The organism is Micromonospora sp. WMMC250 (assembly GCF_027460215.1).
In the GTDB taxonomy this organism is placed as follows: Bacteria; Actinomycetota; Actinomycetes; order Mycobacteriales; family Micromonosporaceae; genus Micromonospora; species Micromonospora taraxaci.
Map to the genome: position 1 here is coordinate 1,927,627 of NZ_JAPZBJ010000002.1, position 26,008 is coordinate 1,953,634.

The window sequence follows — 26,008 nt, forward strand, 5'->3', positions numbered from 1 at the left end:
ACTCCGGGAAGACGTGCGGGATCACTGGGTCGACGTCGACGGAGTCCGGTGGCCCGTCAAGCAGGCTCTCGAGTTAACACTCGCGCTCCCCGCGACGAGTTCACCTCGCACACCGCGTTGCGCCACCTACGCGCATTGGGTTTCTCGACGAGCCAGTTGCCCATCGAACGCGATCGGAACGAGCAGAAGGGGACTCCACTGCCGCGCAGCCCAATCCCCTCGCCGATGGCACCCGTCGTTGGCGGTGACGAGCAACGGCTGGCGGACGCCTTCTCGAGCCTGCTGATGTTCATTGGCACCGGTGACCTCACGTCGCGGATTGCCGCTCTGGAAACTGACCTGGAAGGCATCGATCGGGAAGCAGCCGCCGAGATGGCAGCTACCTCCGAGCTGGGATTCGACGTACTCGACGCCGCATTGCAGGTACGGAAGTACGCTGGCCGGCTCAGCGACATCATCCACGCCGCCGTGATCATGCAAACCCTCCCGCTGATCCTTGAGGATGGCGAGCGAGTAATCCGGCGACCGTCGTTGGCTGCCGGCAACGACCCGGGACGACTCTTCGACTTGGAGACGGACCGCCGCGTCGCCGAGTTCAAGATGGCGGTGTGGAAAGGCCGGGACACCATGCGTAAGCGCGGCGTCTTCGCCGACCTCGTGCATCTCGCTTTGGCCGGGCCCCCGCGCAAGGCCCAACTCTTCGTCTCCGGCCCGTTGCCCATCAGTTATCTGCGCAGCAGCAAGGGGTCTGCCGCCTGGGCGCTCGGACGCTCGTCGCCCAACCTACGCCGGCGGTTCGATGAAGAGTTCGGCTCGGTGGAGATGTCCGTCCGCGACTTCACCGCCGGGCCGGCGAAGCACGTCGAACTGATTGATCTGACAAGCCTGCTACCAACGATCGCGCCGGCAATCACATGACGGGCACACACGGGTGCAGCGGCAGACCACCAGTTCGCCGAGCCGAGCCGGAAACGTGTCCGCGCTGACCATTGAGGTGAAGGACGCCAAGAGCCCGGTGGCCCAGTGGCTGCGGTCGACGTTCCCGCACCACCACGAGGTGCGGGCCAACTACCGAGAGGCGGCCGAGCCCGACGAAGGGGTTGGGTAGGAAGGAACGGGCGGACCGACCCGAACGGACGCGCTATGCCGGCTGACGGCGCTTGTGCCAGCGCTGGATGGTCCGCTTGTAAGGCTCGGGCATGTGCAGACGGGGAACCTCGTCGTACGTGAACACGCCGAGTTCCTTGTGCTCCGCAGAGTAGACAAGCTCCTCATCCCCGACGTAGGTAGCGCCGAAGCTCACGATGAACACGTGTCGGACCGGCGTGATCTCGTAGACCCAGGAGTCGATGATGTCGACGTCGGTGATGGTCAGCCCGAGTTCTTCGGCGACCTCCCGGCAAACACCATCCTCGGGTGTCTCGCCGACTTCGAGCTTGCCGCCGGGCAGCTCCCACTCGTCGCGCTCGTTGCGCAACAGCGGCACGCGGCCGTGGTGGTCGACGACAAGCTTGACCGAGATAGGTAGCTGGTACTCGAAATACCCCGGGTTCCGCTCGACGAGGTACGGCGGTCGCTCCGTCACGCGAGAAGTCCTTCCGTGGCGCGGCATCAGTTGGCGGTCAGCAGGAGAGCAGCGATGTCGTCGGCCCGTTTGAACCGACCACCGCTACCACCGAATCCGCTTTCCGCGTCCCGGATCAACTTCTCCAGGTAGTGCAGCCCTCGATCACGCGCATCAGGAATCACCTGAGCCCACGAGCGGTAGATCCCGTAGTCGGTGATCAGCCGGGCGAAGCCGTCGGTGCATAGCAGTATGCAGTCGACGTGCGTCCACTCGCCGGCAGCGGTGTGTGGTCGAAGCCGGCGATTCGGGTGGCCGGAGAAGATCGATTCGACATCACCGGAGGTCATCGTGTGCAGCCGGCGCTGGTGCATGGCCGCGATGACGCGGTCGGCCTCGCCCTCATTTATCGCGACCGCCGCGGCTTCGCGTCGGTCGAAGTAGCCGGTCGACAGCACCACCGGTCGAACGCCGTGGACCACGGCGGTAGCGTCGCCGATTCGAGCGAGGTCGTAGCCGATGCCCTGGTCGACACAGACCGCGATTGAGCAGGCCGGTGGCACCCGGCTTTCGGGGAACGACAGTGCTGTCTGCTCCCGGGCCACGTCGTCGGCAAGCGACGTCAGGAGCGCGGCGGCGGAACCTTGATAGTTGTCCGCACCGGCCCGAGTCAACCGCTCGGCGAGGTGGTCGACAAGCCACTGCACATCACTGTCGGCGGGCAGCGCGCTGTCGTCGTACAGGTCGGTGGCGCCATCGATGACCCAGGCGAGGGTGCCGCAGTGGCCGACGCGGTCTTCATTCGCCCGCATGCCACCGGCCGAGGTGATCGCTTCTCCTACCTTCACGACCTGTCCAACTCTCATGACATCCACGAGGCTGGCACGAACATACCGGCCCCGATCATGGCGCACCCGATGACGATCGCTGCGATCACCCGGGTAACGCGGCTGTTGTTGACGAGAGAGAACGTACCGAAAACGACAGCGATCGCGCCGGACGCCACGAGCATGAGACGGAGGCCCTCGACGCCTGTGCTCTGGCTGGCGATGTTGCTGGCCGTGGCGATGAAGGCCACCACGGCCGCCAGGAGGCCCAGAAGTTGCAGTTGCTGGCCCTTGAACTCGGTCAACTCGGTGCGGAAGCGGGCGTGGGCCTGGACCCACCGGGCGCGCTCCTGCATCAGATCGATCCGGATCCGGCTCGACTGGTACTGGGTGAGCCGACGCAGGTGGTCCCGGGAATCGCGCGGCTCCAGTTCAATGGCCTGCGCGACGGCGGCCCTGGCCGCCTCGAACTCCCCGCGCAGTGCCAGCACCCGGCCTTTGGTCTCGTAGTAGTGGGCGACACGCCCCTGGGTGAGGGTGATCGCCCGGTCGATGTGCCGCTCCACCTCGTCGAGGTCACGTGCCGGCCCTGGATCTTCCAGGCGTTCGAGGTATTCGACCCAGAACGCCGCCAGCTGATGGATCACCGCCGCCACATCAGGCATGGAGGCGACGGCCTGACGGGAGTATTCGACCGAGCTGCGAAGTGAGGCGAGGTCGCCCTTGGCGCGGGCCACGATCGCGCGAAAGGTGTGGAAGTAGGGCTGCGCCCCAAACTCGTCCTCATGGTCTCGGACGACCGAGGCGTACTCGGCGTGGCGCTCCTCGCGCCGTAGCCGCAGCAGGAGAGCGTAGAGCGCCGCGAACCGGGACCGGCTGCGAATGGTGTGATCGTCGAGAACGGCGCGCAGCAGCGGCTCGGGGTCGGGGTACGCCTCGACGACGGCCCGGATTGCCTGCGGGAAGGCCGCGTCGGACGGTGGCGGCACCTTCGACAGCGCGGCGACGAGGCGCGCACGGCTTTGCGGTGAGGCCACTGCCGCGCGAGGTCTAGGAACTCGCAATCGAAAACCCCCGGTTCAACCAGGTGTACGGATGGTCGCTGGTGACTCTCGCCAGGAAACGCGCCAGGCTCCGATCGCCGGTGAAGGCCGTGCGCCCGTGCAGGAAGCGGTGATTGTGTACGAGGTAACCGTCGCCCGCATCCAGGTGCAGAGTTTGAGCCGTCTCAGCGATCAGGCGACGGACCGCGACCACGACGTCCGTACGCCCATCGGTGCTGTACGGACCGGCGATCCGGTCGTCGCGATAGCGGATGCGGGCGTGGCTCCCACCGATCTCGACAACCGCCGGGCCTGGCCGACCGGTTGCCGTCCTCAGCCGCAGACCGGCGATCTCGCTGTCTTCGGCACATTGGCGGACGAGAGCCAGCACCTGCGCGCCGTCGACCAGTGTGGCGCTTCCCCCTGCCCTCGCTGGAGTCAGCATGAGGGTGGCGAGCACGCTGGGGGGCCGTGCGTGCAGACTGCGATCGGTGTGCGGCGACAGGGCCAGATCGGTGAAGCCAGCTTCGTTGTCCTGCTCGTCGGTACGTATCCGAGGTGCGATGACGGTCAGCCCCTCGGCCACCTGGTGCGGATGGTCGACGGGGACGGTCCAGCGGTCGAGCAGCGCCCGGACCTCGGCGATGGACCCCTGCCGGATCAGGACGACGCCGTCATGGGCGAGGGCACCGGGCACCAGGTCCGGGCTCACCTCAGTCTCGCGTCCCGCCTCCAGCAGCCGCATGCGCCCTGCCTGCGCGCCGTCAGTCCTCAGGATCATCGAGATCGACGGCCGCCGGAGGCTCCGACCGCGAGACATGGTCCGACCGAGCCGATCATTGGAAGAGGGGAGGCTGGACATCGATGATCGGCTGTTTCGCTTCATCTGCTGGTGGCAGCATGCCTAAGTCCTCAAGTTCTGTCGCCTTCAGAAGAGGTCCATCGAGGATGGCTTTCAGCACGTCGTCCTGTTGCGGCTCGAGGAGCACGCATCCATGGAGTACGGCTAGCAAATTTCGCAAGTCGTCGGTGAAGTCCCACCTACTCGCAACGATGTCGTTCAGTGGAGACGATTTGCGCACGCGGGGCCGCTTGGAGCGGTAGTCGAACCACTTTTTGACTACTTGCGTGCCACAAACGTTGTAATCCCATACTGCTGACGGAACGGGACCGAGGGCTCCTTCACCCACATACAGGGTCGAACTGTCCCGGTCGTACGTGATGCTTTCCGGCATGCGGTCCGGCACGCCTGGTATGGGCGTGAGGACGTCAGGCCGCAGTTCCCGCGGGGGTCCAGGTGGGCGGCCGGCTGCTGCGGAGATATGACGCTCACCGTAGGTCTGGAGCCAGATTACTCGCTCACCAAGCCTGACTGCTTCACGCCAAAGGCCAGGGTTCACGGTAAACGGAATCCGCACTCCCGGAGTGCGAAGGTCAGCACGGAATCGTATCGGATAGCCGGGATGGGAAGCCACGGCGGCAATATAGGCGAGCACTTCGTCGCAGGTAACGCGGCGACCGAACTGGCAAGAAAGATGCTCAATCAAGCCAGGCGCGATGTTGGGCTGCTCACCTCTGGCGTCACGGTATTGAGGAAGTACCTTGCCGCCATGATGGCCCATGTAGTGGTGGGTATCCGGCACCTCGGCGGCAAAAACGACGGCCGGTCCCGAAGTTATCGATTCCGCGAACAGTGTGGTCAGATACGTCTGATGCTTTCCGTAGGTAGACCAGAGATCGGGGCGGGAGAAGTCGACAACCCTTCGGTCGGCAATAACATACTGCCGGTCGAAGCTCCGGAACGATACGCGCATGATGGAAGCCTGAGGATCAATGGCGCCAGCCAGTGACGCGGGCTGGCCTGTGCCATCGAAGTGCGGCGAGAGTGCGACAGAGATTGCCCTGTCCCTAGTCTCCTTCATGAGCTCCGGTCGTTCTGCCAGAGGAGCCAAGCTTAAGCGCCGCCACCGCTCGGCCAACGTTTCTTCGTCCGGCGCGTAAACCCATGTTCGGTTAGGTTTGATGCCTGGTGATTGCCACGGCATCAGGTCAGCGAGCGCAATGCAGTCGTTCCATATGGCTTGCGACGCGGGACGGAATGGAGCCGACCAGTTCGTGGGGCAGTCCAACCACCGACCGCTTGCGGCAGTCAGCGCCTGGAGGGCGTTGAATTTTTCTTTCCTGGTCCCGGAGAGGGCAACGTAACGGATCCTGGCGGGTGTTTCCGTATCGGCCGTCTTGGCACGTCCGAATACGCCGATACACAATGGCTGCTGCACATCTGGGAAAACGCGTGTCGGCACCTCAGGCTGATGCCCCTCAGGAGAGAGATCGATGATCCAACCCCAGTCGGCCTGCCGTCGCAGGTACTCGCGCATGCCGGCGAAGCCTGGTCCGGTCGTGTAGGCCGACGTGCAAACGAAGGCTACGATCCCCTCCGGGTGTTCAGGATGCGCTTCGAATACCTTCCAGGTGGCCCAGCGCCAAAAGTAGATGTTCAAGTTGTGCAGTTTGAACTCGAGCCGGCCGGTACCGGTGCCCCGAAAAGCGTCGAGCATGCTCGACTTTCCCTTGTTGCTGGCAAGTACGAGCCCTCCCTGATTCTTGGCACGTTCGAGGTAGGGCGGGTTGCCGAGAACGACCATGACTCGTTCCTCGGTCTTGACCTTGATTGCGTCCGCCCGGGATTCAGCAATTGGCCGGTACACGTACGGGCTAACCAGCGTCTCTACGTCAGGGTCCTCCAGGGTATCGGTGACGTAGAATCTGACCTTCTCGTCGGCAACCTCCAGCCCTCGCGCTGCGAGATCCTGGTGCAGCCGTAGTTCCGCTACGGCGAAGGGCGCGATCTGGCGTTCAAATCCAACTAAACGACCGAGGAGAGCACGAAGTTCAGCTGGCTCGTCCCCGCGGTCAGCCGCAATCGTCTTCGCTACACGTGCAATCACGCTCAACAGGAAGGTGCCTGTACCCATAGCCGGGTCGACGACCACTACGTCGCGGCCGGCCAGACCTAGCCGTCGTTTCAGCTTTTCGTGCAAGATGCTGTCGACAAACTGGACCATGAAGTCCGCAACGGGCTGCGGCGTGAAGTAGGAGCCACTTCCCCGTCGAACCGCTGGGTCGTACAACTCCAAGAAGCGCTCATACAGCTGGTCCGATGTGTCTGTCCGCCAATCTGTCCAGTCACTGGCCGCGATGGCGCGCCGCAGCGTTTGCAGAGCCACGCTGCGCTGCTCGATGCTCGGACCACCGTGATCCTCGGTGAGGATGGCCAGCGCTCGCCCGACGAGCAGGTGGTTCTTGGCCAGCTCTCGCCCAAGCGTCGGCAGTTCCTTGCCCTCGAACTCGATCCCTGACCGACGCGCCAACAGCAGCCCGAACGTGACGGTCTGCGCGTAGGCATCGGCGAACAACTCCTCGCTCAGGTGGGGAAATAGCCAGTTGCGCCAGTCGGCTAGATGATCGCTGAAGAGCCGCACCCTCCCACCGAGTCGCTCTTGACCAAGGGTGTCCAACACCTCGTCGCGCAACAATCGGCAAAGTCGTGCCGCGTCTCGGACCAGATGTTCGAGGCGGCGATGTGGACGTGGACGCCACGCAAGGAAAGCGTGGAGCACGAGCGCCAGGTTGCCGTCTGCGGGCCGAAGGCGCGCACCGGCCCGCTGCAGGTCGCCGTCCATCCGTGCCACTGGCCCCTGCAATTCTCCCCAGCGATACACCGCGAAGGACTGACCATCGCTGTACAGAACGTTCGGAAGCAACTGAAGCTGGACCCATTGCCTACGCTCCCGGGCCGTGGGATGCCAACCGTGGCCGGGAACACCCCTGCCCGGCGCCTTGAGTTCCACATACCCGATCGGGGCTCCGTCGACGTCGATCAAGTAGTCAGGGCGGATAGCAAGGTCCGGGAGGCGGACCTCGCCATGCGCCCTGACCGGGCAGCCAATCGCTTGTCCAGCCGCAACGAGAAGCTCGACCATTGGCGCCCGCAAGGTGTCCTCCCGAGCAGCCAGTCCCCGCTGAAGGAGCGGCGCGACGGAAGCACCGAAGTGAGAAACAGCTGCCTCCAGCACGGCGCCGTACGCTTCAGCAGAACCCCGAGGACCGGGCACGTCGGCCGCACTGCGGGTGCGGGCGCTCCTGTCCATGCGCCCTCATCTCGACCGGTGAGTCGTAAACGTGCCGCCACCACCCAGCTCGCCATGGCTACTCAGAGTCATTGGCCGACCTCCCGCCGTATCGCCACAGCATGCGGCAGGCAGCGAGATAGATCAATGGCGACAGTGCACGTCTGACCAACCGCATGATGCCGGTAGGTACGCACGACAGAGAACGGAGGCGCTGAAGGTGACTGGCCCGACCGGCCCCGCCGACGGGACTCACATCAACACCTGATCTTGCACGTCGTAGCCCTCAGGCAGGATCTGGATCATGACAACGCACCACCCGACCACCCGGCGCCTGGTCTACGGTCACGCGCAGATGCACGACTGCCTCGCCGTCGCCGACGCGGACACCGCCGCCGAGGAGGCTGCGGAGATCAAAGCGATCGCCGCCGCCCGCACCTGGGGCGAGGCCCGGCGGATCCGGACCACCCGAGTGTCGAACCCCGCCGACCCGAAGTACTACGACCCCGACGAGGACCCCGCGGACGACGAAGCGTTCGACATCAACGAGGTGAGTTCAGTCATGGAGGGCGATTGGCCGCCGTTGGTGGCGGAACGGGCCTTCACGCTGCTGCCGAAGGACCTGCGCACGCGCTTCGGCAAGCAGCAGGCCACCGTCCTCAATGGCGACCTGCTGGAAATCCCGCTGAGCGATGAGGCGGAGCTGGTGGCCGAGCTACGGCGACGCGACTAGGAGGTGCACCGCGACGACGAGCTGATCAACGTGCTCGACGGCCGCAGCTTCAGCCCGCTGGCCGGCTGACCGCGACTCCCCGCCCCAACCGCCGGCTCCGGCCGACACGCCGGAGCCGGCGGCGAATTCCGATCACCCCGAAAACATACAGAAACCCATTGGTACGCCGACAATCGTCGCGTGGGAATTGCGCGTGCATGACTGTTGTCGGGAGTTTCTTGTATGGTCAGACGCGTATCGCTATTGATGCAGTGGCGCCGCCGAAGAATGGCCAAACGGCAACGGTTCCACGTTTCAGCGATGGCGTCAGGATGTAACACCATGCAACACGGAGAGGGGTGGCGGATGGCCGACGACATGGGATCGACAGTGCCGCGACGGCAGCTCGGACGAGCGCTGCGCGACCTACGCACCGAGGCGCGCATGACGCTGGACGGCGCCTCCGAGGCGATGCAGTTCAGCCGGCAGAAGCTGTGGCGCATCGAGACCGGCCTCGGCCCGGTCCGCTCCGTGGACGCCAAGGCCATGTGCGAGCTGTACGGGGCGACGCCCGACCTGACCGGCGCGCTCACCGCCCTGGCCAACGAGACCAAGGCCAAGGGCTGGTGGCACTCGTACGGAGACGCCATCCCGGAGTGGTTCGAGCTGTACGTCGGCCTGGAATCTGCCGCGTCCCGCCTACGTGAGTACGACGACACCCTGATACCCGGGCTGCTCCAGGCCAGAGGTTATGCTAACGGCGTCTACCAGCACCGCTCGCGCATCTCCCAGGACGAACGGGAGCGGCTGGTCGAAGTCCGACTGCAACGTCAGGCGCTCCTGGAACGCCGCCTTCCACCTGCACCACAGTTCGAGGTCGTCCTATCAGAGGCGGTTCTCCTCCGGGTCGTCGGTAATCCCGCCACGATGGCCGAACAGCTACGACACCTGCTCTACACAGCCAGGCTCGCCCACGTCTCGATCCGGGTGCTGCCACTCAGCGCCGGACTTCACTTCGGCGCGGTCGCTGGCCCCTTCGTCATGCTGGAATTCCCGCTCCGCAACCGGGTCGAGCCCGACCCACCGGTCATCTACAGTGAGTCGCTCACCGGGGCGCTCTACCTCGACCGCAAGGACGAACTCGCTATCTACGAAGAAGTCTGGGCGAGCCTCACGTCGCTGGCCCTCGATGAGCAACAATCAAGGCATCTGATCAACAAAATCGTTGGAGAGGTCCACCATGGCTGAGCTGACCGGCGCCCGGTGGCGCAAGAGCACCCGCAGCGGCGACAACGGCGGCAACTGCGTAGAGATCGCCGACAACCTCCCCGGCATCGTCGCCGTACGCGACAGCAAAGACTCGACGGGCCCCGTCCTCAACTTCTCCCCTGCTGCCTGGACCAGCTTCGTCCGTGCCGCCAAGACCGAGTAATGAACCACTGCGCGCACGGGAGCGCATCTACAGAAACGCAGGATGCACTCCCGTTGCGCTGAGGCTAACAAGATTCTCGAAGAGGCCAGCGACAGCCGTCTGATCGGCATGCAGCGCGTGCAAAAACAGTTGTGAGGCGACAACAATGACAACTGTGTCGAGGTCACCAACGAACCCGGTCTGCTCACGGTGCAGTCAGGCGGCTAGGCTCTCCATGCCTCGCACTCAACGCCAACACAAAAAATCGCCGCTAACGGTCCTCGGGCTTCCTGGTAGAGCCTGAGACGAACAACGGTCGGTAGTGCGGCCACCCCTCTCGGTGATCATATCGGTCCCACCCCAGAGAGGCCCAAAAACCATCCGCATTCTCACTAAACGCCACCAACCGCCGGCCGCGGTAGTTCTCCTCAAGCAACTGCACAACTCTGGATCCGATCCCCCGGCCTCGCCAAGAGGATGCTACCTCGATGAATTGAATTTCAAGCGCCACGTCACCCAGTTCGGGCGCCCCAATATACTCATCGGTCGCAACGTTCGAATCAAGTTCGATCCGCGCCACCTCAACCCCGCCTGTGCGCACCTCAAATAACGTATAAGAGCCCGTCAAGTAAGAGAAGCGCTTCCACCAGTGCGGGTTAAATTCCTCATTATCCTCGAACGGGAACAAAATTTTTCCATCAGCGCTCGACTTGCGGCACTGTTGGATAAAGCTAAACGTCATCATCACTCACTCATTTAGTTCGTACTAACAACTCGCTAGACCGGGGAGATGGATCGCGTGTAGTTAGGACGGCCGCCAGCCTGCATCAATGGCATCCTGGAGTTGGTTGCTGAACACGGCATGAGCCTGCCGATACTCGTTCTCGCGATCCGCCTTATAGAACGGCGCCTCGTATCCGTCAGGCACCGGATGCCGCTCCGGATCATCCAAGTAGGCAACTAGCTGCATGTAGTGGGCCTTGGTCTGTCCGTGCCCATAGCTATTGTGGTTCGCAGCGATCTTTCTTCCTCGATTATCGAACCACATATCTGCTTCATAGTTATCAAGTACTCCATAGCGAGAGCGGTATGCCGCCACGAGCTCTTCGGCGCCCATCCCGAGCCAGACCGCAACTAGTGCGTCTATCTCGACCAGCGCCGCCCGCCTCTCTCGCTGAGTACGTAGCGCAGTTCTCCGCTCCCATTGAAAGCTAACGTCGCCCAATTCGAGCGAACCATGCGCCGAAGTCGCCCACTCGTGTTTCCGCGTCCACTCAGCCTCAAACAAGCTGCCCCAGAGATCCCCATACGCCGAAGTAACGCAGTTAAGGCGCAATGTTCGAAGCAGCAGCGCCGACGAAAGCGGATGATCCGGCGTCGGTACGGGCATCAGGGCAGCATCGCCAACATCTAGATGGTCACGACCAGTGATGCGCAGCAGGTAATCCAGAGGCAAAGCCGCCCAGAAGCCGGCGACCAGCGCCGTTTCCCTCTCAGTCGGCATCGCCATACTCCTCATAGCATGAACATGAGCCGGACCAGGGGGAATAAGAGCGACAAACAGGCTGCGCTCGCCGTTGTCTGCGATCATCTCCCGCCAGGCCACCCGGTAGTACTCCGTGTAGGGCCGACCGCGCCAGACATCTTGCCGAGCGGTGTATTTCCCTACATCACAGCTGCGGATAAACTTTGTGCTCGGCACGTGATCGTCATTTATCTCGACCAGATTCATCGTTCGATCAGCATTACCCATATTCGGTGGCTGCTTAGCTACAGGCGCTGCAACACCTATGTGCGGCCCCTGTAGAATGACATCATTCCAGCTTGAGGGGTTAGTTAGTCGTTCTTGGAATAGGCCAAGCTCCTTGTCCTTAGTCTGGTTGTACCCAGGTGAAATGCATGGATGACGCGAAGACAGTCTTGTCGTAAAGGTTCGGAGAGCATCCATCGCCCCACGCTCACGGCTCGTAATCGAATGCAGCAATGGCGTATGCTCCAATGGCCCGAGGCTCAGACCCAAGAGTTCACGCCACTCCCTAAGCACCTTGGAATCCACCCTAATGATCCGCTCCCGATGAGGGCGACGGTCCCACGAGCGGCCGTTTTTGACACCCGGAAGCTCACCGCTTCCTTCGTGTTCGAGTGACTGTGTCAGAACCTGCGCCCCGTACAGCTGACTCGCCTGAATGAAATCGACTTCTTTCTCAGGACCGTAAATATGCATTCCGAATTCGAGAGTTCGGCTCACTGGACTGGCGAATGCCCAGTTGCCTCCATTCACGTAAGAGCCATGAACGCGCAGGCGGCGATACGCCTCGGCACGCAACGCAAGTGCCTCCGCTCGCGATCCTTCAAAATGAGTGTCGCGATGCAGTAGGCCCGCCGCTCCAGTTCCCATGTGGCGCCAGACCTGACACATGAAGCCACGATAGAGATCGGGGCGAGTGCCCGCCAGCAAGGGATAATTTGCAGACGAGGACATGAATGTGGAAATCGCCACTTGCTTCGCAAGCTCGTCAACGAAATAGCTCTTTCCGTGCCCCCTAATGGCGAGCTCGAATCGACGGTTGCGGTCAATCACCTCAGAACCATTCACAATCTCGAACCACGGGTCCAACTCGGCGAGCACGGCGTCCCCGTCCCACTCCGGACGCACCCAAGGCGGGTTGCCGACCTGGAGATCAAAGCCCTCCTTTGCGAATGCCTGCGCGAACGTCAGTTCCCAGTGGAAGATGCCCTGTTGCTCGGCGATCTGGTCGGCGGCAAGCAGCCAGGGGAACCGGTCGGACAGCATCCACGGCGAGTCCACGCCGATCACGCCGTCGAGCCTCCGCTCGAAGTCACTCATCTCGCTCAGGCTGGTCAGCTTCCGGCCGTAGAACCTCTCGGTGTTTTCGTCAACATCGCTCCGGCCGATGAGCGCCTCTGCGAAGGTCAGCCAGTCGTCCAGGTTGGACAGCGGCACCTGCTGGCGAAGCTGCTCCGCCACCGTCATCCGCCGGGTGCCGGTCGCCTTCGTCGGCATCTTCATCTGCTGCGGCTGCACGTTGCCGAAGATGTCGGCCGTCTCGTAGACCACCGGTTCCTCGTACGCCGGCTCGTCCTTGATGTGGGAGACCTGGACAGGCGCGGCTGGATACGCAGGGTCGGAGCCGTCGAGCAGCCCGACCTTGTCCAGCGGCCAGAACCACAGCGCGCACCAGACGTCCATCAACGTCTTGAGCCGCCAGTACGGCGTTCCCGGCGCAGTCAGGTCGGCGAGAATCTCATCCCGGGGCACCGCCCCGGTGACCTTAGGCAGGTCCTCAGCACCCCAGACCGCAATGTCGCGGCGGATCTCCTGCTCGGAGATGGCGAGCCGCTGCTGCACCAGCCCCCACAGGAACTCGACCCGCCGCGCCAGGGCCTGCAACCGCTGGACCTGCGAGTTCTTCCCCTTGGCCGACGGCGTGCGCTTCATCGCCGTACGCCAGGCTTTCAATCGCGCGGTCTCGTCCGGCGCCAGCTCGCGGGCCTCCTTCTCCCCCGCTACCGCGCCCCAGCCGTCGGCGGGGAGCAGGAAGTGGTGGATGGTGCCCTCGTCGATCGGCCCGTCCCGGAAGGGCTGCTCCTTGGGCGCGGTGGTGAGCCACGACTTGTCGGCGAGCTGCTTCGGTATGTAGGTCTTGCGGCCGGCGCCGATGAGGGAGTTGCCGCGTTGCAGGTGCAGGCCGAACCAGGGGGCCTGGAGGCCGGCGTGCATGACGTTGAGCCAGAGCGACACCTCGGCCAGTTCGACGGCCGTGCGGTTGAGGTCGACGCCGTAGCTGTTGTGCAGAGCAATGTACGCCTTCACCCGCTGGAGTTCGAGGTGGTACTGCTCCGGGTCCAGGTCGACCTGCAACTCGCGAGCGCGGCGGCGCAGGTACTCGGCGGCTACCTGGTTGATCGCCTCGTTGAGGAACGCGCCGGAGCCGAGCGCCGGCTCGCAGATCGTCCAGTCCAGCAGCTCCCGGGCCGGGGTGATGGTGTCGTCCTGGTCGAGGCGGTACTTGAGGGCGAGCTGGACGGTGACCTCGGTGAGCGACTGCGGGGTGTAGTAGGAGGCGCTGGTCTGCCGGTCCCGGCCGGCGAGCCGGTAGACGAACTGTCCCGCCTCGTAGCAGACCCGGCTGCGGACACCGGTGTACGCGTTCTCCCGGTAGACGAAGACGTTGTCGTCGTACTCGTCGGTCTTGGAGGCCGGGATCATCCACGAGCCGTCCTTCGGATCGCCGTTCTTGGCGACCTCGTAGAGCTGCTCGGTGGCGACGAAACCGGTGTATGACATCAGGCCCTCGTAGACCGCGCCGAGCTGGTTGATGCCGAGCTGGGCGTACGAGATGAAGCCGCCGCGGCGCTTCTTGCCGCCCTTGGTGAGCATCAGCCGGCGCAGCACCTCGTAGAGCACCTTGTTGCGCAGCCGCGTGTCGATCTTCGGGGCGTCCTCGTCGTCGGGGTCGCTGCCTGGCACGGGGATCAGCCGGCCGATGAGCTTGGTCTTCTCCGGCAGGAACAGGTCCGACTTCATCGGCTCAAAGCGCAGCCCTTCGCCCTCGCTGGCCTTGTCGGCGATCTCCGCGCCGCCGCGTGGCCGGTGCCCCTCGTTGACCATGTGGAAGAGCAGGTCCAGCGACTCGTACAGGTGGGTGCCGTCCTCGGCGGAGGGGGCGAGGCGGCGGGAGACGAGGTCACCGAGGCGGGCGAGGCTGTAGCCCTCGACGTACTGGGGGTCGTTGACCGGCAGCACGCCCAGCTCGGGGCGGGCCTCGGCGTAGAGCAGGAACAGGATGCGGTAGAGGTAGCGCAGCGACTCCCGGCCCAGCTCCTTCGCCAGCTCGTCGAGGTCCATCACCTGCTGCGGCTGATAGCCGGCCCGCCGGATCTGGTCGAGGACCTCGTTGGCGATGAGTTCGACGGAATCCTTCAGGCCCACGCGGAGTTCGCTGGAGACACCGACGGCATGTTGGCGGGAGCCGGCGACCAGGTCGGCGAGGGGTTCGGTGCCGCCCTCGGCGGGTGGGCGCAGCGAGTCGGCGCCGAAGAGCGCGGCGACGACGTCGAGTTCCTTGTCGTCGTTGCGGGCGTATGCGGTGTCGAGGCTGACGGCCAGGTAGCGGCCCTCACCCCAGACCGTGCGGTCAGCGAGGGTGACCACGCCGCCGCTGAGGATCAGCACGTAGCGGGGCTTGGGGCTGTCGGCGGCGAAGAGCAGCGAGGCGAGCTTGGCGCCCGTCTCGATGGTCTCGGTGCTCGACAGGGTGAGTGGGTCGAGCAGCCGGCCGGCGTCGTCCGGGTCCTGGGCGGCCTCGGTGTCGACCGCCCAGCCGCAGTCCAGCGCGACGATGCCGTGCGCGGTGGTCAGCTCGGCGTGCGCGACGTGGACCTCGTACTCCTGGGCGTTGCGCTCGACGGTGATGGTCTGTGGCTGCGGGTCGAAGCCGAGCGCCTCCAGCACCTCTCGATGGTGCTTACGCAGCCGCTCCGGGTCGAAGAGTTCGGCGTCGGTCAGCTCGGTCTTGGAGTCGAAGTAGGGCCGGCGCAGGCGGCGGAGCTTCGTGCGTGGGGTCTGCTCGCCACTCTTCTCCTGCTCGGCCCACTGCTTGAGCAGGCCACCCTTGAGGGTGGTGGGCAGGATCTCGGCCAGGTAGTGCGCGGAGAGGTACTCGCCACGGTTGGTCAGCGACTCGAAGCTCATGCGGCGTTCTCCTGCGACGGTACGAGGACGGCAAGCACCCGCAGCAGCGGGTCGCCGGTGGTTTCCAAGCGGTCGAGCAGGTCGTGCTGCTCCTGGACGGTGGTGTCGACGCGTTGGCGTCGCTTCTCCCGGTGCACGCCGGGCAGCTCATCGAGGAGGCTGGCCTGTTGGAAGGTCCTCAGCTGCTCGCGGTGCTTGCGCAACGGCTCGGCGGTGGCCTCGGTCCACTCGGCGCGCTTGCCCTCCAGATACTGCCGGGCCACCTGGACGGCCTCCGGCAGCAGCTCTTTCAGTGGGTCGATGGCGATGGTCTCCGCGCGGTTGACCATCGTGGGGCCGACGTTCGCCTCCCGCAGCACCTCGTCCATCGGCCGGATCGTCGGCGACGCAGGGAGATTGGAGACGGCCATCCACTGCACAACGGTGGGCTGGCCGAGGCGGTTGGCGTAGACGCCCTGGATCAGAAACGTCGGCACGGCCACGTCGGCGGTGAGCACCGGGGCCTGCTGGCGGCCCAGCCGGATCAGAACCTTGTCGACCAACCAGTCGACCATCGGGTGCACGTCGCTGAGGAAGGCGATGTCCGGCCACATCGGGGTCTTGCTCTGCCGGGCCTGGTCGAGTTTGCGCTGAGCGAGGGCACGGTCGAAGGTGACCTTGAGCCGCAGGTCCTCGCCCTCCCGGTGCGCGCGCAGGTAGGAGCGGGGCAGGTCGGTGAGGCGATGCACCAGATCGTGGGGCGCGAGGAAGGTCAGCAGTTCGTCCTCGCGGCGCAGGTCGATGTGGTCCTCGGGGCGGTCCTCGTAGATCTCGTAGAGGGCCGTGTCGACGAAGTCCTGGGTGGAATCGAAGAGTTTCGGCACCCGGACCTGCAACACGTCCGTCGCCACGGGCGCGGTGCCGACCTCGCCGAAGAGGTCGGCCATCACGTCGACCTCGGCGTGGGCAGCCTCGTACGACTCGTCCACCGACCTGCCGGCGAGCAGGTCCCGGACCAGCCGGTCCTCCTCAGCTTTCGCGTCAAACTGACCGGTCAGGGCCTCGACACTGCCGAGGCTGCGATGCGCGGTCTCCTCCCGGTTGAGCAGCTTCTCGGCGACCGTCCGGTCGTCCTTGGCATCCTCGCGGTCGGAGGTGAGGATCAGCGCGCGGAACTGCGGCTGGTGCTTCTGCCCGTACCGGTCGATACGGCCGTTGCGCTGCTCGATCCGGATCAGGCTCCACGGAATGTCGTAGTGGATCAGGTGGTGGCACTGCTGGTGCAGGTTGACGCCCTCCGAGGTGACGTCGCTGGTGAACAGCAGCCGCACGTCGCTGCCGGCCAGCTCGAACTCCTGCAGGATCGTCTGCTCATCCTTGTCGGCGATGCCACCGTGCAGCACCCGGATCGCGTTCGGCCTCAGGCCGAGCAGCCCGGGGACGACCTCAGCGAGCCACTTGATGGTCGGTGGCCGCTCGGAGAAGACCACCGCCCGGGTGCTGCTGTTCTTGCCGACGCCGATATCCCTCAGCTCGTCGACCAGCCTCTGGAGCTTGCTGGAATCCTGGTCGGTCATCGCGGAGGTCAGCTCCGCGAGCCGGTCCAGGGCTGCCCGCTCGGTGCCAGTGGCCTTCTTGCGCCGGTTGGTCACCGTCTCGTGCAGCGCGCGGTGCGAGGAAAGGAACGACTTCAACAAGGTGTACGGAAAGAGCCGGTGCTGCCCCGTGACGGGCTCGTCGGACCACTTGCCGGCCAACCACACGTCGGTCAGCTCGTCGAAGACCCGCTCTTCGCGGTCACTGGCTTCACAGTGCAGTGCCTGCGACGGGCCGCGGTCGGCCCAGCGGTCGCCGATCTGGTCGCGTACCTCCGGGCTGATCTTCGTACGGCGCAGGTAGAGGTGCGCGATGTCGCGGGCCTGGTAGTCCTTCTCGTTGGCGATCGCCGCTGGGTCGAGCAGCGAGATCAGCTGGGCGAAGGACTCCTTGTCACCGTTGTGCGGGGTGGCGCTGGCCAACAGCAGCGCGTCGGTCTTCGCAGCCAGGCGGCGGGCCAGCTCATTGCGCTGGGTGCCTTTGTTGATGAGGTTGTGCGACTCGTCGATGACGACCGCGTCCCAGGTCGTGGCGTCCAGGTGGTGGCCGAACTGGCCGGCGTCCTTCAGGGTGTCGACCGAGATGATGGCCCGCTTGAAGTAGGTGAACGGGTTACGTCCGGCCGGGATCTCCTGCTGAATGCGCTGGATGCCGGTCGAGTCGAGCCGGACCAGCGGGATCGCGAACCGGGTCCACAGCTCCCGCTGGAACTGTTCGAGGACCTGCTGCGGCGAGACAACCAGGATGCGTTCACCCCGGCCCCGTCGGATCAGCTCGGCGAGGATCAGCCCGATCTCCAGCGTCTTGCCCAGGCCGACGACGTCGGCGAGCAGAATCCGCGGCCGCAGGCCGGAGAGCGCCAGCTCCACCGGTCGATGCTGGTAGGTCAAGGGGTCGAGCAGGAACCGGTCGGCGAGGGCCAACCCGCGCTCGGTGCGGGGCAGCGGCGTACGCCGCAGCACCGCCTCCAGGAAGAGGCGACTCTGCCGGAACCGCGACGAGGTGTCCTGGACGAGCTCCGTCTCCTCGGGCACCAGCGGCGTGATGTCCTCAAGCTTGGTGAAGAAGGTCGCCTCAACGTCCTGCACGAACTCGGAGACGCCGACTGCCTTCACCATCGTGCCGTCCGCTGTGCCGGTCTTGACGCTGCGAATCAGCCACTCCTCGTCGCGGACGACGATGCGGGAGCCCGGAGCGAAGGTCGCTACCTCGGTGGTGGTCATCGGTGGTGCCTTCCTACAGGGTGGAGCGGCGGGCGTACTGGCGGCGCACCTTGTCGACCAGCCACGTCACGTCGGTGGACGCCTTGATGGGTGGCTGGCGATCGGGCGTGGCCGGATTCGGAGGGGCCACATCCTCGATGACCGGTGTGGCCTCCGGGTCCTGTCGCGGATCATCCAGGTCCGGCGGGACCAGTAACTCCGTGCCACCGTCGTAGGTGAGTTCAGCGACTTCCTGACGCAGGGCAAGGACACTCTTGCCGCTGGTGGCGGTGGCGACCGCGAGCAACCGGGCGCGAACGTCGTTGAGGCCGGGTCGGGCCGTGGGGTCGTAGGCGAGCATCGCGCCGAGCAACTGGACCAGCTCGGCCGGCACCTCGGAAAGGTCGGGCAGGTCGCTCGGCTCGCTGATGCGAAGCAGCAGGTTCCAGGAGTTGGTCGGCGGGTAGAGCCCACGCCCGGTGAGCGCGAAGACCAGCGTCGCCGCGAGCGCGTAGACGTCCACCGCCGCGGTGAGGTTCCGCTCACCCTTGACCTGCTCGGGCGACATGTAGGCAGGTGTGCCGACCAGCGCGCCGGGCTCGGTGAGGTAGTCGTTCCGATCGATCAGCACCGCCAACCCGAAGTCGATCAGCTTGGGGCCATCGGGGCCGAGGATGATGTTCTGCGGTTTAAGGTCTCGGTGCAGCAGCTTGACCTCGTGCACCTTGGCGAGGCCCTCGGCGAGCATCGCGCCGGCCATCGCGGCCAACGGCAGGGCGAGCGGCCCCCGGGCGTCGACGTGCTGACGCAGCGTGGCACCGGGGACGTACTCCACGGCGAGCCAGGCCGGGTTCGCGTAGGCGTCGGCGCCCTCGAGGCGGGCCACCCGGGACCCGAAGACCAGCTTGAGGCTGTCGACCTCGACAGCGAATCGCTCACGCACCGTCGGCGCCTCGATCAGGTGCTGCTTGATCACTTTGATGGCGACCCGCTCGGCCGTCGGCGACACCGCGAAGAACACGTCGCCCATGCCACCTGAGCCCAGTGGCCGGACCAGTTCATAGCCGCCGATTCTGCCCAGCGTCATTGGTCCCCCTCACGATGACACCCGACCACATTGCTCGTCCGCTCTGGCGTCTGGACGCCTCGGCGGACGCATGACCGTACAACGTTGAACTTTCTACGAGGAAGCGTCCGAACGGCGGTTCTTCTTAGGCGCTGAATTCGTACTTCATGCCGGCTCGATGGACGAGTCCGCGTTTAGCCACCTTCGTCCCTGATGACGCAGTCGAACAGCTGGGGATGCGCCGGCTCACCAGCCGCGCGCATATCGTTGAAGCCCGGCACGGCTGTCCGGTTTCTGACTAGAAGCGTGTCTCAATCGGCGGCTTGTCAGCTGTTCCAGAACATCAGGTCGCGCGCCTGCCGCGAACAAGCCGTCAACTCCGGCACACCCCGCGAAGGAACGGCGTAGTCACGCTCACGGATGAGCGCGAGAAAGTCCTCCGGCAACGCAACGCGATGACGCCGCACGTAGTAGGCAAGGTCCTTCCGCCAAAGCCAGTCGCCGTCGGTCATGACGGTCGAGCCGTTCATCACCTGCTGGGCCGGGTCGAAGGCGTCGTCGGCGACGTCCATCACGTCGATGAGGACGTGCCCCGAGTTCAGATAGGCGACCACCTGGGTGACGTCGGGCAGTTCCTCGGCGGCGACGCTGTCGAAGATGCTCTCCTGCGGCTCGGCGGAGCGGACCGGCCCGAATTCGCGGAACATTCCCGCCGACTTCAACTGACCGCGGTCCATCAACGCCCACCGTTCGGATAGAAGGTCTTCCACTCTCCGTCGCCCCGGATCATCGGGGTCTGCCCCACGGGACCATACCGGTCGACACCGACGGCGTCGGTCGGTGCCATCACTGGCACTCCGAGGGCGTCGGCAACCTGTTGCGCCGCCGGTGGCACGCCGGCCTCGGGGGCAACTGCGCCGGTGTGACAGGACACCAGCCGCACCGGGCCGCCGTCGTAGTGCGGATTGGCACGGATGGCGTCGGCAATCTGCTGCGGGTGGGTGAAGTTCGCGGGGTGGTCGGCACCGTCAGCACCCACGAGGCCAGGCCGGAACAGGCCGGTGCGTTCGCCGTGTACGACCACGTCGTGATGCCCGGGGATCGGTGCCACGGCGTCGAAGTTGCGCATCGTGGCGCTGTCGTAGCCGATGGCCGTGCTGTTCGGCCGGTGATAGACCGGATCTCCGGCCGGAAGGTTCGCGTCCGACGGTGGCGGCGCATGAGGATGCGCGGAGGGATCCGCCCAATCCGACCGGCGCCCCATCGAGTCGAGATCCGAGTCCCCCCAAAGCCCCGTGCGTTCACTGGGTATGCCGCTGCGGGCCAGGCTGGACGGGTCTGTGCGGGCAGCCCGGCGCAGCAGGCTATTGAGGTCGTCGATCAGGTCACCCAAGCGCCTGAGCAGCGGGGTCAGCCGACGCAGGCTGCTGATCAGCGCGCTGATCAGCTTGCCGATCCGTGCCGCCCACTTGGCCACCAGGCTGCTCACCTGGGAGATCACCAACGGAGTCGCGATGCCCAGCGTCGCGCCGGCCTCGGCCAGCCAGAGCGGCAGCCGGACCGCCAGCACCGAGACGAAGTCCGCGATCAGGTCGCGAACCAACTCGCGGACCACCGCCACCAGCAACCCGGCACCCTCCACCAGCGAAGCGATGCCGCCGGCAGCCCGGGCGATGCCCTCCATCGCCCGCACCTGACCCGACATGTGTTCGCGGTAGGCCCGCGCCGAGGCTCCATCCCACTCGGCGAGCTGCGTGGAGGCCGCCGCTTGCAGATCACCAACCGCGTCGGTGCTCTGCTTCGCGACGTTGCGCCATGTGGACGCGTACGCGTTGATCTGGTCCGGGTCGCCGGCCAGCCAGTCCAGCGCGTCCGACAGCGGCTTCACGTGTTCGAGCAACCATCCGACGCCCCAACTGACCAGCGACCCTAGCGGATCGAGAACGGTGGCCAGAGCGTCCATCGACGTGGCGACACCACCGATGGTCGAGTCGATCCAGCTGCCCGACTCGATGCCCGATACCGTGTCGGCCACGTCCTCCACCAGCCCGAGTCCGGTGTACCACCGGGTCGAGTCCTGACGCGCCGCCACCAACGGGTTGGCCGCCATGTCTGTCACAGCGGCAGACCCAACCGGCCCTCACTGCGGTTGAGGAGCCGTGCGCTCGCCGCGTCGGTCGCCTCAGTCGTGGCAGCAGCCGCTCGCAGGTTGGCTGCCGTCTCACGCAATGCCGAAGCGGACTCTCCGAGCGCGGTGACCGCCCTGTCCGCCACGGGGTCGATGAGACGAGGCAGGAACCCGCAGATCTGCCCGTACGCCTCCGCGCCCATTTGCACGTACGCCGCTGCGCCGCGAGCGGTCTCCATCTTCTCGGCGGAGTCGTCGACCGTCGCGGCGTGCCGCATTACCGCAGCCACCGACATCTGCATCTCCACGTCACCAGCCATTAGTGGTGCCCCGTTCCCACCGGTCGGGCTGCTCGTCAGCGGGCTTGGGGAAGCGCCTGGCGTAGGTGTCGGCGACCGCCCGCCCGGTCTCCGAGTCGATGCCCACGGTGTCGTGCACCGCGACGATCACCTGATCGGTCAACCCGGCCTGCGCACGGGCGACCGTGGCCATGATGATGCTGGCAAGTTCGGAGCCGCGCATCCGCTGAACGCGGTCATCCATCCGTAGGTCCGTCAGCGCCCCGGAGGCGGCGACCGTCACCCGGATTGCGCCGTCCGCACCTGTTGCCGACGCAGCCAGCGCCGCAACCCGCTCCGACAGGTCGGCGGCAGCTTGAGCGCGTGTCGACAGCTGGGCTGTCCAGGAATGCAACATTTCCTGGGCCTCGTCCGGATCCTGACCAAGCACTCCGCGACCTCCCCGCTACGCACCTCGGCGCCCCGCTCAGCCCTCCACTGTGCCCCACGATCGCGCTGGGCGATGTCCCCCAGGGTTGAACAGGGTATCGAGCAAAGTCGCCGAACGATGATTCGGTCTTCCGGGGAGCACCCCTGGACGCCGGAGTAACGGCCGAGGCGTTGCCTTATCGGATGTCGGCGTCTGGTCGCAGGACTCCCCGCGCCAACCCGTCAGCGCTCAGTTGCGCCAGCTCCGCCCCCAGTGAGGCGGCCTGCCGGATCGCCGACTCGAAGGCGTCCAGGCGCCGGAAGGCGTCCCCGTGAACCCGCTGTTCGTCCAGCGACAGCCGCCGCACCTGCGCCCGCCGAATGTCGAACCGCATCGTCCCCGAGAGACTCGACGACTGTTTTTCGTTCGCCGAGGTCCGCAGTTGCCCGGCCAGGAACCACGGATCCAACGCAGCCGGGTTGGGCCGCAGCAGGTACAGGTTGCGTCCCAGCAGCGCGCCGTCGGCGGTGACCACGCGCGGGACAAGCTGCCGCGCGATCATCGGCACCACCACGTCCCCCACCGCCAGGGCGATCTCCTGCCCGAACCGGTCGTCGCCCCGACCGGACGCCTCCACTCCGGCGAGCACGTCCGGGACGGTGAGCACCGGCGGCCCATCGGGTGCGGGTGCGGAGGTGCCGGCGCGGACCGGCCCGATCAGTTGCAGCGCCCCGGTCTTCGCCAACTCTCCAACGGTGAGGAAAAGACCGTCCGGTCCGTCGGGCACGGGTGTGACCTGCGGCAGCAGCGCCGGCAGCTCGCCGACGATGGCGGCCAGTCGTTCTCTGGTGCGTACCAGATGCTCGCCCGATGCCTCGCCCACGACGGCGGGTTGCCGGCGTGCGGGGGTGAGGTCGACGTCCTCGTCGAGCAGCTCGATGACCGGGACCGCGCGGGCGAACCCGGCCTCCACGACGTCGCCGTCCTGGGCGGCGGCGAATGCCCGCCAGGCGGCCAGCACGCGCGGGGCGGTGTCGGCCAGGTCGCCACCGGCGGCGTCGATCAGCAGCGCCCACGCCGGTGGCGGCGCGTCCGTCGCGGCGCGTCGCAGCACCCACAGATGCAGGGGTACGCCGTGCGGCGCCGCCACCCCCGGCGGGAGCGCGATGACGGCGCGCAGGTGGCCTCGGCGCAGCAGTTCGCCGCGGATCCGTTTGCCGGCGCGGCGGCTGGCGACGGTGGGTGGCATCAGCAGGACGGCGTGCCCGCCGACGCGTAGGTGGGCCAGGGCGTGTTGCACCCAGGCCAGCTCCGGTTCGGTACGGGGTGTGGTGCCGACGATCCAGCGGGGGTCGTGGCCGAGCTCGTCGTCACCCCAGTTGGTGGCGCCGAACGGGGGGTGGCAGACGACGGCGTCGACGGCGCGGCCGGCGAAGGCATCGGCGCGCAGTGTGTCCCCGGCGCTGACCTCCCCGGGTACGTCGTGCAGGGCCAGCCACAGGCCGGCGAGCCGGGCCAGATCCTCGTCGAGTTCCTGCCCGTAGACGGAGGTGCTGCCGGCGCGGACGGCGGCTCGCAGGATGGCGCCGGAGCCGGCGGCTGGGTCGAGCACTGAGCCGCCGCCGACGTTGGCGAGCCCGATCATCAGGTCGGCGAGGTCGTCGGGTGTGGCGAAGGGGCGGCCGGGGCCTGGTGCGGAGAACCGCTGCCACAGTTCGTCGAACGCTCCCTGCGGGCCCAGCTCGTCGGCGAGTTCGGCGATGTCGGTCATCAGGGGTGCAAGTTGGGCATCGGGGTGGCCGGTTCGGGATCCGCGTTGACGTGCGAGTAGGAGGGCCCCGACGGCGGCGAGGCCAGCGGCCGGGGTGTCGCTGGCTGCCGCGAGGTGTCGCCAGAGCCGGTCGCCGGTGGCCAGCTCCGGGAGCTTGCCCTGGGCGCGTAGCCATTGTTCGACCTGGATCAGGTCGAACTCCGGGCTCGCCGTCGTCCCGCCTACCGGGGCAGGGAAGTCGGGGTGCCGTTTACGCCAGTTGCTGACCGCGGCGCGACCGACGCCGGCGAGCCGGGCGATCTCCGCTGCCGTGATGGTCGGGTTCTCCTGCACCTCGGAAGTCTCGCACGACTGTCAAGCACGAGATTGTCTGTTGACAGTGTTGTCCGACGATGCTCTTATTGACGCCGCAACGTTCACAACAGGAGGACAACGATGCGCAAGACCACCACTCTCGCTCTGATCGCCACCGGCCTCATCGCCCTGGGCTGCGGCTCCGGTGCCGCCGACAAGGCGAACTCCAGCGGTGACGAGGGCGGCGCCAAGGCGGGCAGCTCCGCCGACGACAAGGGCGACGCCAAGACCGAGGAGAAGCCGGCGACCGCCAAGATCGGTCAGCCGGCCCGGGACGGGAAGTTCGAGTTCACTGTGAAGTCGTCCAAGTGCGGCGTCGCCAAGGTCGGCAGCGAGCCGCTCGGCCAGAAGGCGCAGGGCCAGTTCTGCCTGGTCACGGTCAACGTGAAGAACATCGGCAAGGAAGCGCAGATGTTCGACGGCAGCAGCCAGAAGGCGTACGCGGCCGACGGCACCGAGTACTCCGCCGACACCGGCGCGGCGATCTACGCCAACAAGAACGCCGAGACGTTCCTCAACGACGTCAACCCCGGCAACCAGGTCACCGGCGTCGTGGTCTTCGACATCCCGAAGAACGTCAAGCTGACCAAGCTCGAGCTGCACGACTCGATGTTCTCCGGCGGCGTCGACGTCGCCCTCAGCTGACCTCTCCACCGAATCCCGGGGCGGGTCTGGACGATCCGCCCCGGCTGTTCACAGCCAACCTGTTCACACCGGCACTCAGCCCCGTAGATCGTCCTGATCGCCTCTGGCTGATTCGTCTGCGTCATCAACTCCACAGCGTCTGACTCCCATCACGCGTCCGACTGGCCCTTCGCCGCGGACCTCCCTGCCTGCGGAGACGACAATGGCCCTTTCCCAGCCGTACGGCACCATCACCCGGACCATCCACCTGCGCCCCACGGTCCGCTCCTCCGGCGTGCTCCTCACTACTGCCCTGCTGGCCACGGCACTCGCGGGCTGCGTTGACGAGAGCCGCCCCACCACGGCGGCGACGGCTTCCCCGAGCACGTCGGCGTCCGCCAGCGCGTCGCCGACTCCGACCCCGCCGCCGGATCGGGACGCCGACGGCATCCCCGACTCCAGCGACACCTATCCCGACGATCCCAATAACACCCCGCAACAGCCCCCGGTCAGCCTGGAGTGCGACACGGGCAACGACTGGGATGCGCTGCTCACGGTGCGGCCCGGCAAGGACGGCCGGCCGGACTTCAGTGAGGTGTGGGCGGCGAAGCCGACGTCCTGCGACGCCCAGGCGGAGATCTACCCCGTGACCGACACCGAGAAGACCGCACTGAAGACGTCGAAGTACGAGGACGGGGACATCACCACCCTGTACGAAATGTGCGCCGCCGTCGACCCCGAGGACACGTACGTGGAGGCCGGCTTCGCCGCCAGCAGTGAGCAGATTCCGGAGATCAACGCGGCTCTCGTCCTCTGCCCCAGCTACCCGTACGCGAAGGAGTGGCGCGAGACGGTGAAACGCGGGCAGGTCGACGTGGACCTGGCAGCCCAGGGTCGAATCTTCGGCGAGGGCACGTTTCGCGTCGGTAAGGAGATCAAGTCCGGCACCTACGTCACCACCGACGTAGACGGCTGCTACTGGGAGCGGCAGAACAGCTCCGGCGACACCATCGACAACTACTTCACCAACAGCGCCCGACGGGTGCAGGTGACCATCCGCTCCTCCGACTACGCCTTCAGCTCGGAGAACTGCGGCGAGTGGCGCCCCGCGCGCTGACCCGAAGCACCGACATCCACCGCTCACCCCGGGCGGGCCGACGACCCGTCGGCCCGCGGA

The 26,008-nt window shown here is 66.0% G+C and carries 21 protein-coding genes; 7 read left to right on the forward strand and 14 right to left on the reverse strand.

Annotation, left to right across the window (positions count from 1 at the left end; genetic code table 11):
• Positions 1-225: 225 nt before the first annotated feature.
• Positions 226-918 carry a hypothetical protein gene (locus O3438_RS08285; RefSeq protein ID WP_269679388.1) on the forward strand — a complete coding sequence of 231 codons (693 nt, stop codon included), beginning with the start codon at positions 226-228 and terminating at the stop codon, positions 916-918.
• Positions 919-931: 13 nt separating this feature from the next.
• A complete protein-coding gene (locus O3438_RS08290) occupies positions 932-1,108 on the forward strand; it encodes a hypothetical protein (RefSeq protein ID WP_269679389.1) in 177 nt (58 codons plus the stop codon).
• A 33-nt stretch (positions 1,109-1,141) separates the two neighbouring features.
• Here O3438_RS08290 and O3438_RS08295 read toward each other — a convergent pair whose 3' ends face one another.
• From O3438_RS08295 to O3438_RS08315, 5 genes are all read right to left on the reverse strand, one after another.
• Positions 1,142-1,585 (reverse strand): NUDIX hydrolase, encoded by a 444-nt coding sequence (locus tag O3438_RS08295; RefSeq protein WP_269679390.1) that lies wholly within the window; start codon positions 1,583-1,585, stop codon positions 1,142-1,144.
• A 26-nt stretch (positions 1,586-1,611) separates the two neighbouring features.
• Positions 1,612-2,412 (reverse strand): protein phosphatase 2C domain-containing protein, encoded by an 801-nt coding sequence (locus O3438_RS08300; protein ID WP_269679391.1) that lies wholly within the window; start codon positions 2,410-2,412, stop codon positions 1,612-1,614.
• 14 nt (positions 2,413-2,426) lie between these two features.
• Positions 2,427-3,428, reverse strand: coding sequence for a hypothetical protein (locus tag O3438_RS08305; protein WP_269679392.1), 1,002 nt, complete (start codon positions 3,426-3,428; stop codon positions 2,427-2,429).
• Between the two features lie 13 nt (positions 3,429-3,441).
• The gene (locus tag O3438_RS08310; RefSeq protein WP_269679393.1) at positions 3,442-4,179 is read right to left on the reverse strand and encodes a TauD/TfdA family dioxygenase; all 738 of its coding nucleotides are present in this window, start codon (positions 4,177-4,179) and stop codon (positions 3,442-3,444) included.
• Positions 4,180-4,270: 91 nt separating this feature from the next.
• The gene (locus tag O3438_RS08315) at positions 4,271-7,510 is read right to left on the reverse strand and encodes a type ISP restriction/modification enzyme (RefSeq protein WP_269679394.1); all 3,240 of its coding nucleotides are present in this window, start codon (positions 7,508-7,510) and stop codon (positions 4,271-4,273) included.
• Positions 7,511-7,868: 358 nt separating this feature from the next.
• Here O3438_RS08315 and O3438_RS08320 point away from each other — a divergent pair, with 358 nt between their 5' ends.
• The 3 genes from O3438_RS08320 to O3438_RS08330 all read left to right on the forward strand — a co-directional run bounded on the left by O3438_RS08320 (position 7,869) and on the right by O3438_RS08330 (position 9,708).
• The gene (locus O3438_RS08320; protein ID WP_269679395.1) at positions 7,869-8,297 is read left to right on the forward strand and encodes a hypothetical protein; all 429 of its coding nucleotides are present in this window, start codon (positions 7,869-7,871) and stop codon (positions 8,295-8,297) included.
• 345 nt (positions 8,298-8,642) lie between these two features.
• Positions 8,643-9,524 carry a helix-turn-helix domain-containing protein gene (locus O3438_RS08325; RefSeq protein WP_269683601.1) on the forward strand — a complete coding sequence of 294 codons (882 nt, stop codon included), beginning with the start codon at positions 8,643-8,645 and terminating at the stop codon, positions 9,522-9,524.
• Complete coding sequence (locus O3438_RS08330) at positions 9,517-9,708, forward strand: DUF397 domain-containing protein (protein ID WP_269679396.1); 192 nt, start codon at positions 9,517-9,519, stop codon at positions 9,706-9,708. Before O3438_RS08325 ends, O3438_RS08330 begins: the two co-directional genes overlap by 8 nt.
• 250 nt (positions 9,709-9,958) lie before the next feature.
• Here the strand turns inward: O3438_RS08330 and O3438_RS08335 are convergent, their stop codons facing one another.
• The 9 genes from O3438_RS08335 to O3438_RS08375 form a co-directional block, all read right to left on the reverse strand.
• Entirely contained in the window at positions 9,959-10,432 is a 474-nt protein-coding gene (locus O3438_RS08335; RefSeq protein WP_269679397.1) for a GNAT family N-acetyltransferase, read from the reverse strand.
• Between the two features lie 60 nt (positions 10,433-10,492).
• Positions 10,493-15,403 carry a class I SAM-dependent DNA methyltransferase gene (locus O3438_RS08340; protein WP_269679398.1) on the reverse strand — a complete coding sequence of 1,637 codons (4,911 nt, stop codon included), beginning with the start codon at positions 15,401-15,403 and terminating at the stop codon, positions 10,493-10,495.
• Positions 15,400-18,201 (reverse strand): helicase-related protein, encoded by a 2,802-nt coding sequence (locus tag O3438_RS08345; RefSeq protein ID WP_269679399.1) that lies wholly within the window; start codon positions 18,199-18,201, stop codon positions 15,400-15,402. The genes O3438_RS08340 and O3438_RS08345 overlap by 4 nt, the downstream gene beginning before the upstream one ends.
• Before the next feature lie 13 nt (positions 18,202-18,214).
• Positions 18,215-19,267 (reverse strand): serine/threonine-protein kinase, encoded by a 1,053-nt coding sequence (locus O3438_RS08350; RefSeq protein ID WP_269679400.1) that lies wholly within the window; start codon positions 19,265-19,267, stop codon positions 18,215-18,217.
• A gap of 305 nt (positions 19,268-19,572) precedes the next feature.
• Entirely contained in the window at positions 19,573-19,983 is a 411-nt protein-coding gene (locus O3438_RS08355; protein ID WP_269679401.1) for a hypothetical protein, read from the reverse strand.
• Positions 19,983-21,356 carry a WXG100 family type VII secretion target gene (locus tag O3438_RS08360; RefSeq protein ID WP_442929711.1) on the reverse strand — a complete coding sequence of 458 codons (1,374 nt, stop codon included), beginning with the start codon at positions 21,354-21,356 and terminating at the stop codon, positions 19,983-19,985. The genes O3438_RS08355 and O3438_RS08360 overlap by 1 nt, the downstream gene beginning before the upstream one ends.
• A gap of 5 nt (positions 21,357-21,361) precedes the next feature.
• Positions 21,362-21,694, reverse strand: a complete 333-nt coding sequence (locus tag O3438_RS08365) for a type VII secretion target (RefSeq protein WP_269679403.1) — start codon at positions 21,692-21,694, stop codon at positions 21,362-21,364.
• Entirely contained in the window at positions 21,684-22,103 is a 420-nt protein-coding gene (locus O3438_RS08370; protein WP_269679404.1) for a YbaB/EbfC family nucleoid-associated protein, read from the reverse strand. The genes O3438_RS08365 and O3438_RS08370 overlap by 11 nt, the downstream gene beginning before the upstream one ends.
• Before the next feature lie 175 nt (positions 22,104-22,278).
• Positions 22,279-24,186, reverse strand: a complete 1,908-nt coding sequence (locus O3438_RS08375; RefSeq protein ID WP_269679405.1) for an N-6 DNA methylase — start codon at positions 24,184-24,186, stop codon at positions 22,279-22,281.
• Between the two features lie 102 nt (positions 24,187-24,288).
• Between O3438_RS08375 and O3438_RS08380 the strand changes: the two genes are divergently transcribed.
• Complete coding sequence (locus tag O3438_RS08380) at positions 24,289-24,852, forward strand: DUF4352 domain-containing protein (RefSeq protein WP_269679406.1); 564 nt, start codon at positions 24,289-24,291, stop codon at positions 24,850-24,852.
• Between the two features lie 202 nt (positions 24,853-25,054).
• On the forward strand, positions 25,055-25,948 hold the full coding sequence (locus O3438_RS08385) for a hypothetical protein (protein WP_269679407.1): 894 nt from the start codon (positions 25,055-25,057) through the stop codon (positions 25,946-25,948).
• Positions 25,949-26,008 lie beyond the last annotated feature (60 nt).

Excerpts from the sequence above, each read along its gene's own strand:
- O3438_RS08365 (WP_269679403.1), bottom strand. The coding sequence starts at position 21,694 with ATGGCTGGTGACGTGGAGATGCAGATGTCGGTGGCTGCGGTAATGCGG.
- O3438_RS08355 (WP_269679401.1), bottom strand. The coding sequence starts at position 19,983 with ATGGACCGCGGTCAGTTGAAGTCGGCGGGAATGTTCCGCGAATTCGGG.
- O3438_RS08310 (WP_269679393.1), bottom strand. The coding sequence starts at position 4,179 with ATGCGGCTGCTGGAGGCGGGACGCGAGACTGAGGTGAGCCCGGACCTG.
- O3438_RS08320 (WP_269679395.1), top strand. The coding sequence starts at position 7,869 with ATGACAACGCACCACCCGACCACCCGGCGCCTGGTCTACGGTCACGCG.
- O3438_RS08335 (WP_269679397.1), bottom strand. The coding sequence starts at position 10,432 with ATGATGACGTTTAGCTTTATCCAACAGTGCCGCAAGTCGAGCGCTGAT.
- O3438_RS08345 (WP_269679399.1), bottom strand. The coding sequence starts at position 18,201 with ATGACCACCACCGAGGTAGCGACCTTCGCTCCGGGCTCCCGCATCGTC.
- O3438_RS08325 (WP_269683601.1), top strand. The coding sequence starts at position 8,643 with ATGGCCGACGACATGGGATCGACAGTGCCGCGACGGCAGCTCGGACGA.
- O3438_RS08340 (WP_269679398.1), bottom strand. The coding sequence starts at position 15,403 with ATGAGCTTCGAGTCGCTGACCAACCGTGGCGAGTACCTCTCCGCGCAC.
- O3438_RS08330 (WP_269679396.1), top strand. The coding sequence starts at position 9,517 with ATGGCTGAGCTGACCGGCGCCCGGTGGCGCAAGAGCACCCGCAGCGGC.
- O3438_RS08285 (WP_269679388.1), top strand. The coding sequence starts at position 226 with ATGGCACCCGTCGTTGGCGGTGACGAGCAACGGCTGGCGGACGCCTTC.
- O3438_RS08350 (WP_269679400.1), bottom strand. The coding sequence starts at position 19,267 with ATGACGCTGGGCAGAATCGGCGGCTATGAACTGGTCCGGCCACTGGGC.
- O3438_RS08360 (WP_442929711.1), bottom strand. The coding sequence starts at position 21,356 with ATGGCGGCCAACCCGTTGGTGGCGGCGCGTCAGGACTCGACCCGGTGG.
- O3438_RS08380 (WP_269679406.1), top strand. The coding sequence starts at position 24,289 with ATGCGCAAGACCACCACTCTCGCTCTGATCGCCACCGGCCTCATCGCC.
- O3438_RS08385 (WP_269679407.1), top strand. The coding sequence starts at position 25,055 with ATGGCCCTTTCCCAGCCGTACGGCACCATCACCCGGACCATCCACCTG.